The sequence below is a fragment of the Ferrovibrio sp. genome, assembly GCF_965278975.1.
Taxonomy (GTDB): Bacteria; Pseudomonadota; Alphaproteobacteria; order Ferrovibrionales; family Ferrovibrionaceae; genus Ferrovibrio.
Map to the genome: position 1 here is coordinate 2,656,374 of NZ_OZ257126.1, position 13,352 is coordinate 2,669,725.

Consider the following 13,352-nt stretch of genomic DNA (forward strand, 5'->3'; position numbering starts at 1 on the left):
TATCGTCTCTTAGTGCGTGATACCGTCTTGGCCTGTCAGGTCGCGGTCGCGGTGGCGCAGACTGACCGGATAGCCGGCCGAGCGCAAGCGCCGGGCCAAATCTTCAGCCAAGTATACCGAGCGGTGACGGCCACCAGTACAACCCATGGCTATTGTCAGGAAGCGTTTGCCTTCCGCATCAAAGCGCGGCAACAGGCTTTCCAGCAGATCCGTCACGCGCGCCATGAAAGGCTCGCAATCGGGATCGGCAGCAATATAGGCGCCCACCTCCGGATCGTCACCGCTGCGTGGGCGCAAGATTTCGTCATAATGCGGATTGCGCAGAAAACGGGCGTCAAAGACCAGGTCGGCTTCGCGCGGCAGGCCAAGCCGATAGGAAAACGACGTCACCGAAATACTCAGGGCAGGCGTGCTGGCAAGGCTGAAATAGGCCACCAGCAGGCGGCGCATATCGGGCGAAGCCAGCGCCGAGGTATCGAATACATGATCGGCCACGGCGCGCAGCGGCTGCATCATGGCGCGTTCGGCGGCGATGCCATCGGAAACGCTGCGGTCCGCTGCCAGCGGATGGCGGCGGCGCGTAGCGGTGAAGCGCTTGAACAGCACTTCATCCTCACATTCGAAATAGGCGAGCTGCACGTCGAGTTCCGGCCGCGCTTTCAGGTCGCGCAGCAGCTGCGCCAGGGTGGCGGCATCGAAATCGCGCGTGCGGCTGTCGATGCCGACGGCGATGGCGCCGCGCGGCGGCATGTCGCCCTGGGCGCCATCACTCACCAGCAGGCGGCGCAGCAGCGACAGCGGCAGATTGTCCACCGCTTCATAGCCCAGGTCTTCCAGCACCTTCAGCGCACCGGTCTTGCCGGCGCCGGACAGGCCGGTCACCACCACCACGCGGATGCGCTCCTGACCCGGCTGATCCATCATGCCATGCCCGCCACTTCGGCCGGGGTGAAGACCAAGCCGGCCATGGCGCGGCCAAGCGCGTAACGTACCTTCAGCGCCGCGCCGGCCGAGAAGGCCTCCGCCGGCAGCACCGGCAGGTCCAGGCCGGAGAAGGTTTCGTACTGCGGCTCCGGCAGGCGCGGCAGCTCGGCCAGCGGCACCAGGTCCAGGATCAGGGCGGCTGGTGTTGGCGGGGCCGGCAGTACCGGTACCGGGCCAAGGCCACGGATTTCCAGCAGGCCGCGGATACGCTCCGGCGCATGGGCGATCAAGCGGTCGCCCTCGCGGTGCAGCAGGGTGCGGTCGTCGGATATCAGGCGTCCGCCCAGCGCGATGAGGCGCAGGGCGAGATCGGATTTGCCAGCGCCGGAAGGGCCGCGCAGCAGCACGGCACCGCCATCAAGGGCGACGCAACTTGCATACAGTATATGCATGGCGGGGGAGCCTGCCGTTGTGCAGCGCACATGTCAATACGCCGTTATCGGGCATAAAGTCGCTTATCCGCTTGACAATGCTGCGCTTATACCGGCAGCCGGACAGTGAAACGGGCGCCCGAGGCGCGGTCGCTGCGATTCTCGGCGATGATCTCACCACCCAGCGATTGCACGATCTGGCGCGAGATTGAAAGCCCGAGGCCGGAATGCAGGCCGAAGGCCTCGCTGCTCGGGCGCTCGCTGTAGAAACGCTCGAAGATCGATTCCAGGTTTTCCGGCGGGATGCCGGGGCCTTCGTCGCTGACCGTGAATATCACCTGGCCATGGTCGCGCCGCAGCACCACGTCGATACGGCTGCCGGCCGGCGCGAAGGACAGCGCATTGTCGATCAGGTTCCGCACCACCTGGCCGAGCCGGCTGTCGAAACCAGGCACCAGGAAAGGTCCCTTGCCCTCGCGACGGTAATCCAGCCTGGCCTGATCGGGCTCCGTCTGGTCCTGGTATTGCCCCACCACGCTGGTCAGCAAGGCGTCGATATCCACCGGCGCCGAAACGGCGCGGCCGAGTTCCGCATCCAGGCGCGAGGCTTCCGAGATGTCGCTGATCAGGCGGTCCATGCGCCGCACATCATCCTGCATCACCGCCAGCAGGCGGGCGCGTGCTTCCGGTTTCTCGATGCGGGCAAAGGTTTCCATGGCGCTACGCAGCGAGGTCAGCGGGTTCTTCACTTCATGCGCCACATCGGCGGCGAAATGCTCGATGGCATCCAGGCGCTGCGCCAGGGCCTGGGTCATGGCGCCGAAGGCCACCGAGAGGTCGCCGATCTCGTCGCGGCGCGAGGAGAAATCCGGGATATGCAGATGCGCGATGCGGCCCTTGGCGGCGCGGATGCGGTCTGCTGCTTCGGCCAGGCGGTGCACCGGGCGCACGATGGCGGCGGCGAGATAGAGCGAGGCCAGCACGGTGAAACCCAGGATCAGCGCGAACAGCTTCATCACCGTCAGGCGTTCCTCGCGCACACGGGCGTCGATTTCGGCGCTGTCGATGGTCAGCATCAGAGCCCCCACCACCTTGCGCAGGCCCTGCACCGGCACTGCCACCGACAGCAGCAGGCGGCCATCGCCGATATCACGGATCTCGTTCGCCACCTCGCCATCCAGCGCGCGGATCACCTCCGCGTAATCATTGGCATGCGAGAAGGGCAGTTCGGCGTAACGCGGCAGGTCCAGAGTGGTCATGAACAGCGCGTTGAGCTTGTCGTAGAGCTTGATCAGCGCCTGATCCCAGGGCTGCTCGACATTCGGCGGCGGCAATTGCCGCGTCACCACGCCGCGCCCGGCGGCCAGCAGCAGGCGGCTGTCGGCGATCAGTTCGCCTTCGCCATCGAACAGCCGCGCGCGGGCGGAGGATTGCGCCGAGAGGCGGCGCATCAATTGCCGTGAGAGGTCCGGGTCCAGGCCAGGCGCCAGTTCATAGGGGCTGATGGCGGATTCGCCCAGCGCGCCGGCAATCAGGTTGCCTTCGAATTGCAGCGCATTGAGCCGCGTATCGATCAGGCCGAGGCGGAACTGGTCGAGATACAGGAAGGCGGCGGCGAGCAGAATCGGTGCCGCCAGGTTGATCAGCAGGATGCGCCGCGTCAGCGGCGACATCCAGCGGCGCTTGGTCCTGCCCTGGGCCATCGCCCGGCCGTGCCCTAGTCTTCCTGGGGAGCGCCATCCGTGGCGGTCTCGGCCACGGCGGTTTCCTTGAAGCGGTAGCCGACGCCATACAGTGTCTCAATGGCGTCGAAATCGTCATCCGCCATCTTGAACTTCTTGCGCAGGCGCTTGATGTGGCTGTCGATGGTGCGGTCATCGACATAGACATTGTCGTCATAGGCCGCGTCCATCAGCTGGTCGCGGTTCTTCACATGGCCGGGGCGCTGCGCCAGGGCCTGCAGCAGCAGGAACTCGGTCACGGTCAGCACCACATCCTCGCCCTTCCAGGTGCATTTGTGGCGCGAGGGATCCAGCGTCAACGGGCCGCGATGGATCATCTTCTCGGCTGCAGTCTCTTCCGCACCAGGCTTGTTGGCCTCGGCGCGGCGCAGCACCGCCTTGATGCGCTCGATCAGCAGGCGCTGGCTGAACGGCTTCTTGATATAATCGTCGGCGCCCATCTTGAGGCCCAGCACCTCGTCGATCTCCTCATCCTTGGAGGTGAGGAAGATCACCGGCACCTGGCTGACGCGGCGCAGCCGGCTCAGCGTCTCCATGCCGTCCAGGCGCGGCATCTTGATGTCGAGCACCACCAGGTCAAAGGTCTGCTGCGTGATGTTACGCAGGGCCTCGGCGCCGTCGTTATAGGTGCGCACCTTGTAGCCTTCGGCTTCCAGCGCGATGGACACGGAAGTGAGAATGTTGCGGTCGTCATCGACCAGGGCAATGGTGGCGCTCAAAATCCAGGCTCCCTGATTTGCATGGCGGCGTCGTGACCACGGTCACAGGCCTTAGATAGGAAAGGCGTAGGCGATTTTAAGGCCCACGGCTAGCGTTTGCCTATGACTTTAGCCCCCCTTCTCGGTGCCAGCCTCGCCATCCAGCTTCATGTTGCCAGCACGCTCGGCGCGCTGGTTCTCGGCACGATTGTATTAATGCGCCGCAAAGGCACCGGGCAGCATAAGCTGCTGGGCTGGGGCTTCATCCTGCTGATGCTGCTGGCTAGCGGTTCGTCGCTGTTCATCCGGGAAATCTTCCCCGGCAGCTTCAGCCCGATCCATATCCTCTCCATAACCACACCAATCGGCATCACGGCGGCGGTCTACGCCGCGCGGCGCGGCAATATCTACTGGCACCGCCGCGCCATGCTGCTGACCTACTGGAGCGGCCTGGTGCTGGCCGGTGTGTTCACCCTGCTGCCGGGCCGGATTCTGGGCCGGGTCTTGTTCGGAGGCTGAAACGCATGAGCGCCAAACCCTGGCATCATACCGCCACCGGCTTCCGCAATCCGCCGGGCAGCCGGCATATGACGCCCGACGCCGGCACCTACTGGCGTTTCATCGGCCGCATGCTGCGCAATGCCCGCAAGCCGCAGGTGCTGCCGCCGGGCCATGCCTTGAGCGCCGAGGAGGCCCTGGACGGCTGGCGCGCGCTGGAGGGCCGGGGGCCGGCGCTGATGTGGCTCGGCCATGCCGCCTTCCTGCTGCGCCTCGGCGGCAAGACCATCCTGCTCGATCCCTATCTCGGCGAGGAAGCCGGGCCGGTGCGCGGCATGTCGCCGAAGCGTTTCGTGGCACCGGGCCTGACGCCGGAAACACTGCCGCCAATCGATGTGGTGGCGATCAGCCATAACCACTATGACCATCTCTGCGCCGATACGCTAAAACGGCTGCCGAACCGCGCCGGTATCAGCATGGTTGTGCCGCTGAAACTCGGCGCCTTCTTCAAGCCCTATGGCTTCGGCCAGGTGGTCGAACTGGACTGGCATGACCGCCATGATGCCGGCGGCCTTGCCATCACCGCCCTGCCTGCCGTGCATTGGTCGAAGCGCACGGCTTTCGATGCCAACCGTTCGCTCTGGGCCGGTTTCGCCTTGGCCGGTGAGGGGCAGAAACTCTGCTTCACCGGCGACACGGCCTATCACGAGACGCTGTTCCGCGAGATCGGCGAGCGCCACGGCCCGTTCGATCATGCTCTGGTACCGATCGGCGCCTATGAGCCGCGTGCCATCATGGCCGGCCACCACGCCAACCCCGAGGAAGGCGTGGCCTTGGGCCGCGATCTCGGCGCGCGGCGGCTCGTGGCGATGCATTGGGGCACTGTCATGCTCACCGACGAGCCGCCGTTCGAACCGCCCGGGCGTTTCCGCCAGGCGGCGCGGGACGCCGGCTATGCCGAGGAAGATACCTGGGTGATGCGCATCGGCGAGACCCGGCTGCTCACCCCCAAGCTGGCAAACTAGGCTGGCCGAGCAACTAGGCTGCCTTGCCGCAATAGGCCTCGATGCGGTAGCCATCGGGATCCACCACGAAGGCTGCGTAGTAATTGGCGTCGTAATCCGGGCGCAGGCCGGGCTTGCCGTTATCCTCGCCCTTGGCCTTCAGCGCGGCCTTGTGGAAGGCATCGACGCTGGCGCGGGTCGGCGCATCGAAGCAGATATGCAGGCCGGAATTCGGATCCGCCGGCACCGGGCTGTCGGTCTTGCTGATCCACAGCACCACCGCCTTGTCGCCATAGCCGAGCGACGTGTCGCCAGATGACAGGCAGGTATAGCCGAGCGGCGAAAGCACGGCGTCATAGAAAGCCTTGGTGCGCTTGATGTCGCGCACGCCGATGGAAAGATGGTTGATCATAGGTAACTCCTTGCATTTAGGTGAGGGAGCTTGCCCTAATCGCCCATTCCGGCACTTGGGGAATATTGCTATTCTGCGACCATGACCAAGCCGATGATCCATCCCGCGCAGCCGGCAGGCCGCATGATCGCCCAGGGCCGTGGCTGGCGCCTGAGCGAATTCGTCTGCCGTGCCGGTCCTGGCGACAGGCCGTTCGAGGAACGGCATGACACGGTGGCGATTGCCGCCGTGCTGGATGGCTCGTTCCATTATGCCGCCGATAGCGGCAAGGCGCTGCTGCATCCCGGCGCGCTGATGCTGGGTAATCCCGGCAGTTGCTATCAATGCGGCCATGACCATTCCACCGGCGACCGCTGCGCCGCGCTGCATCTGGCACCAGAGATGTTCGCCGAGATCGCGGCGAGCAGTGGCGGCAGTGCACGCTTCCGCTTCGCCTCGGCAATGCTGCCGGCCCTGCCGGATGTCACCCGGCCGCTGGTGGAATTGCTGGCGGCGCGTGAGGATGTGCGGCGCGAAGAGGCCGTGATCGCACTGGCCGAAAAAGTCGTGTCGCTGTTGAGCGGTGCGGCGTCCAGCGTGGCGGCGCCCAATGCGCGCGACCATCGCCGCATCGACCGCGTGCTGCGCCATATCGAGGCCCATGCCGGCGAGGCACTCGATCTCGATGCGCTGGCTGGCATTGCCTGCATGAGCAAATACCATTTCCTGCGCTGCTTCCGCCGCATCACCGGCGTCACGCCGTATGACTTCCTGCTGCGGCTGCGCTTACGCCGCGCGGCGCTGAAACTGAGCGAGACGCCGGCGCCGGTTTCCGCCATTGCCTATGACAGCGGCTTCGGTGATCTCTCCACCTTCAATCACCGTTTCCGCGGCACGTTCGGCGAAAGCCCGAGCCGCTTCCGGGCGCGCTTCAGGGCGTTTCCTGGGGCGTCGGATCGCCGCGCAGCCGGCTGAACAGCAGCACATCGCGCGGCTGGCCATCGGATCCGAGCCGGTAGCCGCGCAGGCGCCCCTCCTCGGTTAGACCCAGGCCGCGCAGCAGCGCGATGGCAGCAGAATTCTCCGGGTCCAGCCGGGCGGCCAGGCGGTTGAGCAGCAGGGTATCGAAGGCATAGGCCGCCACTCGGGCGGCAGCCGAACGCATATGGCCCTGGCGGCGCTGCTCCGGCAGCATGAAGCCATCCAGCGAAGCCCGGCGGTGCAGCGGCTCGATGCCGCGCAAGCCTACCCAGCCGAAGCCGGGCTGGCGCGGATTGGGCGCGATCAGCCAGAGCAGGCTGGCCTCCTGGTTGGCTTCGCTGAGCAAGGCTTCCGCCACCGGCGGCTCCATGTCGAGCTGGCCGGCATCGCGGGCGCTCAAGGGCCGCAAGGTCACGCCCTCGGCTTTCAGCAAGGGGGCCGGCATGCCTACTCGCCCTGGCCCAGCAATTGCCCGCCGCGCCGCGCCGCCTCGAACAATGCCATGAAGGCGCCGAAGCCGAGCATCAGGTAGACGGCATTGAGCGCGAAGGCGCCCCACATCAGGTCGGCGCGGAACTGGCCTTCCACCAGCAGCGCGCGCAGGCCCTCGAAGACATAGGCCGGCGGGAAGCTCCAGGCGACATATTGCAGCCAGCCCGGCAGCACGCTCACCGGTAATACACCGCCGCGATCGGCAGGAACAGAAACGCCGCCGCCCAGGCGATATTCTCCGCACCCAGGCCCTGGCGCATCACCAGGCCGCTCACCGCCAGGCCGATGGCCCAGCCGAACAGGGTCAGCGAGGCGAAGAAGCCGGCCAGCGCCAGGCCCAGCGAATAGACCGAGAAATCGAAGAACCACCACGCCATCAGGCTCACCGGGATCATGCTGAAGGCGGTGCGCAGGAAGCCCATGATCAGCAGCGAGGCGGCGAATTCGGTTGGCCGCAACGGGCTGACGAACAGGTTGCCGAGATTGCGGCTCCACATTTCTTCCAGGAACGAGATGGCGACGCTCAACTGGATGCGGAACATCGAATCCCACAGCATCAGGCCGGCCAGCAGCAGGCCGAAGGCTTGCGCGATATAGCTGGTCTTGCCCATCAGGAACTGGGTGAGGAAGCCCCACATCAGCATCTGCACCGTGGGCCAGTAGACCAGATCGATCAGCCGCACCCAGGAGGAGGAGAGCAGATAGTAATGCCGCCGCAGCATCGCCGCGATGCGGTTGGGGCTGAAGCCGAAAATCTGCGCGCTCATGTCAGTTTGCCCACGAATTCCGCCGCCTTGCCCTGGCCGCGCGCGATATCCAGGAACACTTCCTCCAGGTCGTTGCGGCCATAGCGTTCGATCAGCGCCTCGGGCCGGCCGCGATCCACGATCCTGCCCTGCTTCATCATCAGCACCTGATCGGCCAGGCGCTCCACCTCGGCCATGTTATGCGAGGCCAGCAGGATGGTGGCACCGCGTTCGGCGCGATACGTCTCCAGCAGGCCGCGTACCCAGTCGGCGGTGTCGGGGTCGAGCGAGGCGGTCGGCTCGTCCAGCAGCAGCAGTTCGGGCTTGTTGATCAGCGCCTTGGCCAGCGCCACGCGGGTTTTCTGCCCGGCCGACAGCCCGCCGGCGGAACGGTCGAGCAGGGTGGCGAAATCCAGCGCCTCGGCCAGTTCGGCGATACGCTCCGGCGCGCGCGGCACATCGTAAAGCTGGGCGAAGATCAGCAGGTTCTGGCGCACGGTCAGGCGGTGCGGCAGATCCACATAGGGCGAGGAGAAATTCATCCGCGGCAGCACCCGGTGGCGCTGGCGGTCCATATTGGCGCCCAGCACGGTCACGCTGCCGCGCGTCGGCGTCAGCAGTCCCAGCAGCATGGCGATGGTGGTGGTCTTGCCGGCGCCGTTGCCGCCCAGCAGGGCCGTGGTGGAGCCGGCGGCCACGGTGAAATCGATCCCCGCCACGGCCGCCACGCTGCCGTAATCCTTGGCCAGACCGCTGACCGCGATGGCTGCCGGCGCGGCTGGCGCTGGGGCCATCTCAGGTGCCGTCTCTGGGGCGGGGTGAGGGGTCATAAGCTGTTGAAATCCCGAGCGGCGTTTTTCTTGCCCCGATATATGGACAGGCGGGGGGACTTTGTCTATAACCGCGCCCCGTTACGCCTTTGCGTAACAGTCGGTGTGCCCAGGTAGCTCAGCTGGTAGAGCAGAGGACTGAAAATCCTCGTGTCGGCGGTTCAACTCCGTCCCTGGGCACCATTTTCCCAATCAATGACTTACGAGTCGATTAGCCGGAAACTGGTGTTTCTCGGCCTCTCAGTCATTCGCATCCTTTCGCACCTGTTCGCAGCCCTTCGCATTTGAGCGCGACCGTTCGCGGAACAGATGGCCCATGAGTGGCCCATGGCGGGTAACTCTGGTGACTGTCTTAGGGGCCGAAAGGATCAAGTGGGTCTAAATTTTGCACGCGAATTTTGCCGGGGTTTAGTTGCATGGCTGTTTTGGGTAGCTCGCCCGCAGGGACTGTGTATAGACCGGCGCAGCCGCAGCGCGGAAAGCCGTAAGCGGGAGCAAGGTCGCGCCAGCCGCAAACATCAAGAGCAAAAAAACATGACCAATAGTCCGCGTTATCAGCCTTCACCCAAACGCATTCGTAAACCAATTTTCCATTGTTTATCTCGATACGATCAAGATTGCGGCGTGGCCTGGCGTTCTTGATTGTGTCGACAACGAACTGGTGCTGCTGAATTCGCAGGGGTTCAAATTGGGGTTGCCCATCTACCAGTCGAGCTTTTGGCATCGGGAATGTTATGGCGAAGCGAGTATTTTCGGCGAGTGGTTGACGGTAAAGAGCCGCGTGAAACCCGCGTAGCCAGCGCTGAGCCATAGCATCAAGATTGATATTGGTGACTGCGCCGAGCCCATTTGCCGTGTCGAGATAGAATTGAAGCTGCCTGTCACGCTCTGATTTTGGAACTTCAAATCGTAAGAGTTGAATCAGTTGTCCTACGAGCTGGTCAGAGGCTGCGTGTTGAGCATTGCAGACAATGTGGGTTGGTAATTTTAAGGGGCGTCGATCCGACTTCGCAAAAATCGTTTCCGCTGGGACATGATCCTGATCTTTTTGGTCTTCTGGTTTGAAACCTAGGCCGCAATAAAAGCAAAATGGTAACTTCTGGAGCGGCTGCAGGTCTTTGTGAGTACTGATTTCAACCATTGCAACGCTACTCGCGAACTGGTCCGCGACCAATTGTAGCTTCGATCCGCTTGTGCAGCCTGTCAGCCAGTTCCTCCATGTTTGACCATGGGATGGTGTTCACTTGGCGGTTGTCAAAGTGAAGAGCGCCGATCTGATCAGCACGACAGGTCTGAATTATTGGTAGGCCAAATCCTTCAGCATACCCGCCTTCGTAATAGACGCCTTGGATGTGATTGGTGAAATCGGCGACTAAAAAGCGGGAGCGGCGAATTTGCCGGATAATCTCATCGTCAATCTTTCCGTTGTATTCAGCTTTATCCACGCGATAGGGCTTGTAACCAGCACGCCGAATGCCTTCGGCCAGCCCCAGCATGTATACATCGTCCATGGCCGACCGCTGATCTTGCCCACCGAACCACATGGCAACAAAGACTTGGGCGCTTTCCGTATTCAGTTTCCGCAATTCTCGAAGGTACTGATAACCATCTCTAGTGATGCGATAGAGGCTGGGTTTCCCGTCTGGTTGGGGGATCTCCTTGAGGAAGCCGGGTTCAACCAGTAGTTCGTTGACCAGAACCCGTGGATCGCGCAAATCCACTGCATATGTCATGGCGCGCAGTTCCCAAATCATCTCGGATAAGTCGATGAAATGGGTGATGCGATCCACTTTGTTGAAAAGGAACAGAAAGACATCATCGGCCATTTCTAGCGGATCTGGCCTTTTGACCGATAGGTATGCTGGTAAATTGCCGGAGTGAAGCTCGACCAGCGTTCCCGATGCCATATTGGCGCGACGAACTGTGTTGGCCAATTTGATCCTGTCGGATTTGTCGAGACGTTCGATCAGACCCAGTACTGTGCCAGTAGCGAAAAAATCGCCACATCGCCGACAGTGCTGCCTAATTCCATCTCGGCCACTCGGCGTCGTGACAGCTTCGGATAAGGTACAAATTACACAGGGGTCTGTATTCTGGTTGGCCGACATGCTGCCTCTCAGCGACTCGGATTTCACAGGCAATGATACCAGCGAGTCGTGCGGCGAGGAGATAGGGTAGATTAGTCGTCAAAACTGTCAAATCAGTCGATTCTGCGTGGCCCATAAATGACCCATAGATTGTAAGTCATTGGCCAACCAACTGCTTTCTGAAGACTGAAAATCCTCGTGTCGGCGGTTCAACTCCGTCCCTGGGCACCATTCCTTCCCCAAAATCTAGGCTTTCAGCGCCCCCTGGCGCTCGCGGTTGATTGCCGTCAGGCGTCTTATCGCGTCGCGGTCGAGGCTGGCCGGGCGGCCCTCGGCGTCGAAGGGCGTTTTCCAGTCGAAGGCGTGGGCCGAGGCGCTATGGTCGTGCAGGTATTCATGGCGCTCGACGGCTTCCCGCCAGTCCGGCACATGGTCCGTCGCCACCCACCACAGCACATAGGGCGGCCAGGCCGGTTTCAGCGGCGGTGCGGCCGGGCGCTGGAACCAGTCGCGGCCGCGCGACAAGGCCTCGGCATGGATGCCGCTATAGGCGTAGGCATAGGGGGCATCGAGGTCGCGCCACAGTGAGAGCGTGGAGGGCGAATGGCCCTCGCCGGCATAGAAGCGCGGATAGCAATGCGGCCCCCAGCTTGCCGGCCCCGGATCGCCATCATAGCCCGAACGCGCGATGAAGCCCTCACTGCATTCCACGGCGGCGAGGTTGATGTCGTTGCGCGCATGGAAGCTGTCATTGGCGGGATCGGCATAGGGGCGGATGAAGATGCCGAAGGTGTAGAGCGCCAGAAGTGGCGCGCTCATTGCCGCAAATCTCTCAGGGCTGCATGCAGGTCGTCGCTGCGAATCTTGGGCAGGCTCTGGCCGAGCAGGGCCTGGAACGCGCCGGCATCCGGCGCCGGCTCACCAGCCTCGGCGCCAAGGTCGGCCAGCCGTTGGCGCGCTGCTGCATCGGGCGCCAGGCGCCAGAGGCTGTTCAGGCACGCACCGATCTCGTCGGCGCTGAGGAAGCCCATATAGGCATCCGGGGCGAAACGGGCGGCGCAGCTTGGCGAGGCGGGGTCGTTCATGGCCGCCAGTCTAGCACAGTTCCGGCCTGGTTCGGCCTATCGGCTTGCGGCGCGACTCGGGCGCGGGTAGGCTCTGCGGATTCGTTCCCGGCCCCCGATTCGGGTCACAAGGCCTTGATTCGCAATGCTGAACAGCAACCTAGACGTTCTTACCGACTACCCCTTTCAGCGTCTCCGCGCGCTGCTTGATGGCAGCCCGGTAAGCCATGGCCTGAAGCCGATCAATCTTTCGGTCGGCGAGCCGCAGCACCCGATGCCGGATTTCGTCGGCACCATCATGCGCGGCGACCTCTCGGCCTTGAGCCGCTACCCGACGCCGAACGGCTCGCCGGATTTCCGCGCCGCCTGTGCTGATTGGCTCAAGCGCCGTTATGCCCTGCCCGAGGGCCTGATCGACCCCGAGCGCCAGATCGTGGCGCTGAACGGCACCCGCGAAGGCCTCTACATGCTGGCCCAGGTGGTGGTGCCGCCGGAGAAGAACGGCAAGCGCGCTGCCGTGCTGATGCCGAACCCGTTCTACCAGGCCTATATCGGCGCCACCGCCTCGGTGGGTGCGGAAGCCGTGTTCGTGCCGGCCCCGGCGGAGAATGGCTTCCTGCCGGATTTCTCATCGCTCGATCCCGATACGCTGGCACGCACCGCGCTGGTCTATCTCTGCTCGCCGGCCAATCCGCAGGGTACGGTGGCGAGCCTGGATTACCTGATGCGGCTGATCGAACTGGCGCGGCAGTATGATTTCACCATCGCCTTCGATGAATGTTATGCCGAAATCTACGATGCCGTGCCGCCGCCGGGCGGCCTGGAAGCCGCGCTGGCCTTGAGCGGCGGGCGCATCACCGACCACACGCTCGACAACATCGTGGTGTTCCATTCGCTGTCCAAGCGTTCCTCGGTGCCGGGCCTGCGTTCCGGCTTCTGCACCGGCGATGCGCGCATCACCCAGGCCTTCATCAAGCTGCGCAACTATGGCTGCGCCGGCATGATGATGCCGGTGGCCGAGGCTTCCGCCGCTTTGTGGCGCGAGGAAACCCATGTGGCAGCCAACCGCGCGCTTTATCGCGAAAAGTTCGATATCGCCCAGAGCGTGATCGGTAATCGTTTTGGCTTCTACCGGCCGGCCGGCGGCTTCTATCTCTGGCTCGATGTCGGTGATGGCGAAGCTGCGGCGCTGAAACTCTGGCGCGAGGCCGGGGTGCGGACCCTGCCGGGCGGCTATCTGGTGCGCGACCTGGGCGACGGCATCTCGGCCAAGGCCGGCAATCCCTATCTGCGCATCGCCCTGGTCTGCGAACTGGAACAGACCCGGGAGGCATTGCAGCGCATCGGCCAGGTCTTAGGGGCCGGGTCTTAGGGGATCGGTAAGGTTTTAGGGGCTTAATCGTCAGGCTGGCTGTGGGCTGTCCACAGGCCGGCGGAGGTTGATTCGATGAGGGGCGGCATGCG

General features: G+C 63.6%; 17 protein-coding genes and 1 tRNA gene. 5 read left to right on the top strand and 13 right to left on the bottom strand.

Annotation, left to right across the window (positions count from 1 at the left end):
* Nucleotides 1–9: 9 nt before the first annotated feature.
* The 4 genes from rapZ to ACQY7X_RS12775 form a co-directional block, all read right to left on the bottom strand.
* Nucleotides 10–924, bottom strand: a complete 915-nt coding sequence (gene rapZ, locus ACQY7X_RS12760) for an RNase adapter RapZ (RefSeq protein ID WP_428245628.1) — start codon at nucleotides 922–924, stop codon at nucleotides 10–12.
* Nucleotides 921–1,376, bottom strand: a complete 456-nt coding sequence (locus ACQY7X_RS12765; RefSeq protein WP_428245629.1) for an HPr kinase/phosphorylase — start codon at nucleotides 1,374–1,376, stop codon at nucleotides 921–923. Before ACQY7X_RS12765 ends, rapZ begins: the two co-directional genes overlap by 4 nt.
* Before the next feature lie 86 nt (nucleotides 1,377–1,462).
* The gene (locus tag ACQY7X_RS12770) at nucleotides 1,463–3,058 is read right to left on the bottom strand and encodes a stimulus-sensing domain-containing protein (protein WP_428245630.1); all 1,596 of its coding nucleotides are present in this window, start codon (nucleotides 3,056–3,058) and stop codon (nucleotides 1,463–1,465) included.
* Nucleotides 3,059–3,072: 14 nt separating this feature from the next.
* Nucleotides 3,073–3,816 carry a response regulator transcription factor gene (locus tag ACQY7X_RS12775; protein WP_428245632.1) on the bottom strand — a complete coding sequence of 248 codons (744 nt, stop codon included), beginning with the start codon at nucleotides 3,814–3,816 and terminating at the stop codon, nucleotides 3,073–3,075.
* 102 nt (nucleotides 3,817–3,918) lie between these two features.
* On the opposite strand from ACQY7X_RS12775, the gene ACQY7X_RS12780 reads away from it, so the two are divergent.
* Both ACQY7X_RS12780 and ACQY7X_RS12785 read left to right on the top strand, forming a co-directional pair.
* Nucleotides 3,919–4,314, top strand: a complete 396-nt coding sequence (locus ACQY7X_RS12780) for a DUF2306 domain-containing protein (protein ID WP_428245633.1) — start codon at nucleotides 3,919–3,921, stop codon at nucleotides 4,312–4,314.
* 5 nt (nucleotides 4,315–4,319) lie between these two features.
* Nucleotides 4,320–5,318: an MBL fold metallo-hydrolase gene (locus ACQY7X_RS12785; protein ID WP_428245635.1), complete on the top strand. Its 999-nt coding sequence runs from the start codon at nucleotides 4,320–4,322 to the stop codon at nucleotides 5,316–5,318.
* Nucleotides 5,319–5,331: 13 nt separating this feature from the next.
* On the opposite strand, the gene ACQY7X_RS12790 is transcribed toward ACQY7X_RS12785, so the two are convergent.
* A complete protein-coding gene (locus tag ACQY7X_RS12790; protein ID WP_428245637.1) occupies nucleotides 5,332–5,709 on the bottom strand; it encodes a VOC family protein in 378 nt (125 codons plus the stop codon).
* 81 nt (nucleotides 5,710–5,790) lie between these two features.
* On the opposite strand from ACQY7X_RS12790, the gene ACQY7X_RS12795 reads away from it, so the two are divergent.
* Nucleotides 5,791–6,663, top strand: a complete 873-nt coding sequence (locus ACQY7X_RS12795) for a helix-turn-helix domain-containing protein (RefSeq protein ID WP_428245639.1) — start codon at nucleotides 5,791–5,793, stop codon at nucleotides 6,661–6,663.
* Here ACQY7X_RS12795 and ACQY7X_RS12800 read toward each other — a convergent pair.
* From ACQY7X_RS12800 to ACQY7X_RS12815, 4 genes are read right to left on the bottom strand one after another with little or no spacing between them, the layout of a single operon-like run.
* Complete coding sequence (locus tag ACQY7X_RS12800) at nucleotides 6,620–7,114, bottom strand: GNAT family N-acetyltransferase (RefSeq protein WP_428245641.1); 495 nt, start codon at nucleotides 7,112–7,114, stop codon at nucleotides 6,620–6,622. The genes ACQY7X_RS12795 and ACQY7X_RS12800 overlap by 44 nt on opposite strands.
* Before the next feature lie 2 nt (nucleotides 7,115–7,116).
* Nucleotides 7,117–7,341, bottom strand: coding sequence for a hypothetical protein (locus ACQY7X_RS12805; protein WP_428245643.1), 225 nt, complete (start codon nucleotides 7,339–7,341; stop codon nucleotides 7,117–7,119).
* Nucleotides 7,338–7,928 carry an ABC transporter permease gene (locus ACQY7X_RS12810; protein ID WP_428245645.1) on the bottom strand — a complete coding sequence of 197 codons (591 nt, stop codon included), beginning with the start codon at nucleotides 7,926–7,928 and terminating at the stop codon, nucleotides 7,338–7,340. The genes ACQY7X_RS12805 and ACQY7X_RS12810 overlap by 4 nt, the downstream gene beginning before the upstream one ends.
* Nucleotides 7,925–8,701 (bottom strand): ABC transporter ATP-binding protein, encoded by a 777-nt coding sequence (locus ACQY7X_RS12815; RefSeq protein ID WP_428245647.1) that lies wholly within the window; start codon nucleotides 8,699–8,701, stop codon nucleotides 7,925–7,927. Before ACQY7X_RS12815 ends, ACQY7X_RS12810 begins: the two co-directional genes overlap by 4 nt.
* 143 nt (nucleotides 8,702–8,844) lie before the next feature.
* Between ACQY7X_RS12815 and ACQY7X_RS12820 the strand changes: the two genes are divergently transcribed.
* Nucleotides 8,845–8,920: transfer RNA gene (locus ACQY7X_RS12820), tRNA-Phe, on the top strand.
* A gap of 169 nt (nucleotides 8,921–9,089) precedes the next feature.
* On the opposite strand, the gene ACQY7X_RS12825 is transcribed toward ACQY7X_RS12820, so the two are convergent.
* The 4 genes from ACQY7X_RS12825 to ACQY7X_RS12840 form a co-directional block, all read right to left on the bottom strand.
* Nucleotides 9,090–9,878, bottom strand: a complete 789-nt coding sequence (locus ACQY7X_RS12825) for a hypothetical protein (protein WP_428245649.1) — start codon at nucleotides 9,876–9,878, stop codon at nucleotides 9,090–9,092.
* A 7-nt stretch (nucleotides 9,879–9,885) separates the two neighbouring features.
* Nucleotides 9,886–10,845: a hypothetical protein gene (locus ACQY7X_RS12830; protein WP_428245651.1), complete on the bottom strand. Its 960-nt coding sequence runs from the start codon at nucleotides 10,843–10,845 to the stop codon at nucleotides 9,886–9,888.
* 225 nt (nucleotides 10,846–11,070) lie between these two features.
* Entirely contained in the window at nucleotides 11,071–11,643 is a 573-nt protein-coding gene (locus tag ACQY7X_RS12835; RefSeq protein WP_428245653.1) for a DUF3291 domain-containing protein, read from the bottom strand.
* Nucleotides 11,640–11,909, bottom strand: coding sequence for a hypothetical protein (locus ACQY7X_RS12840; RefSeq protein WP_428245655.1), 270 nt, complete (start codon nucleotides 11,907–11,909; stop codon nucleotides 11,640–11,642). Before ACQY7X_RS12840 ends, ACQY7X_RS12835 begins: the two co-directional genes overlap by 4 nt.
* 124 nt (nucleotides 11,910–12,033) lie before the next feature.
* On the opposite strand from ACQY7X_RS12840, the gene ACQY7X_RS12845 reads away from it, so the two are divergent.
* On the top strand, nucleotides 12,034–13,260 hold the full coding sequence (locus tag ACQY7X_RS12845; RefSeq protein ID WP_428245657.1) for an aminotransferase class I/II-fold pyridoxal phosphate-dependent enzyme: 1,227 nt from the start codon (nucleotides 12,034–12,036) through the stop codon (nucleotides 13,258–13,260).
* The last annotated feature ends 92 nt before the right edge of the window (nucleotides 13,261–13,352 follow it).

Excerpts from the sequence above, each read along its gene's own strand:
- rapZ (WP_428245628.1), bottom strand. The coding sequence starts at position 924 with ATGATGGATCAGCCGGGTCAGGAGCGCATCCGCGTGGTGGTGGTGACC.
- ACQY7X_RS12765 (WP_428245629.1), bottom strand. The coding sequence starts at position 1,376 with ATGCATATACTGTATGCAAGTTGCGTCGCCCTTGATGGCGGTGCCGTG.
- ACQY7X_RS12770 (WP_428245630.1), bottom strand. The coding sequence starts at position 3,058 with ATGGCCCAGGGCAGGACCAAGCGCCGCTGGATGTCGCCGCTGACGCGG.
- ACQY7X_RS12780 (WP_428245633.1), top strand. The coding sequence starts at position 3,919 with ATGACTTTAGCCCCCCTTCTCGGTGCCAGCCTCGCCATCCAGCTTCAT.
- ACQY7X_RS12785 (WP_428245635.1), top strand. The coding sequence starts at position 4,320 with ATGAGCGCCAAACCCTGGCATCATACCGCCACCGGCTTCCGCAATCCG.
- ACQY7X_RS12790 (WP_428245637.1), bottom strand. The coding sequence starts at position 5,709 with ATGATCAACCATCTTTCCATCGGCGTGCGCGACATCAAGCGCACCAAG.
- ACQY7X_RS12795 (WP_428245639.1), top strand. The coding sequence starts at position 5,791 with ATGACCAAGCCGATGATCCATCCCGCGCAGCCGGCAGGCCGCATGATC.
- ACQY7X_RS12800 (WP_428245641.1), bottom strand. The coding sequence starts at position 7,114 with ATGCCGGCCCCCTTGCTGAAAGCCGAGGGCGTGACCTTGCGGCCCTTG.
- ACQY7X_RS12810 (WP_428245645.1), bottom strand. The coding sequence starts at position 7,928 with ATGAGCGCGCAGATTTTCGGCTTCAGCCCCAACCGCATCGCGGCGATG.
- ACQY7X_RS12815 (WP_428245647.1), bottom strand. The coding sequence starts at position 8,701 with ATGGCCCCAGCGCCAGCCGCGCCGGCAGCCATCGCGGTCAGCGGTCTG.
- ACQY7X_RS12825 (WP_428245649.1), bottom strand. The coding sequence starts at position 9,878 with ATGGTTGAAATCAGTACTCACAAAGACCTGCAGCCGCTCCAGAAGTTA.
- ACQY7X_RS12830 (WP_428245651.1), bottom strand. The coding sequence starts at position 10,845 with ATGTCGGCCAACCAGAATACAGACCCCTGTGTAATTTGTACCTTATCC.
- ACQY7X_RS12835 (WP_428245653.1), bottom strand. The coding sequence starts at position 11,643 with ATGAGCGCGCCACTTCTGGCGCTCTACACCTTCGGCATCTTCATCCGC.
- ACQY7X_RS12840 (WP_428245655.1), bottom strand. The coding sequence starts at position 11,909 with ATGAACGACCCCGCCTCGCCAAGCTGCGCCGCCCGTTTCGCCCCGGAT.
- ACQY7X_RS12845 (WP_428245657.1), top strand. The coding sequence starts at position 12,034 with ATGCTGAACAGCAACCTAGACGTTCTTACCGACTACCCCTTTCAGCGT.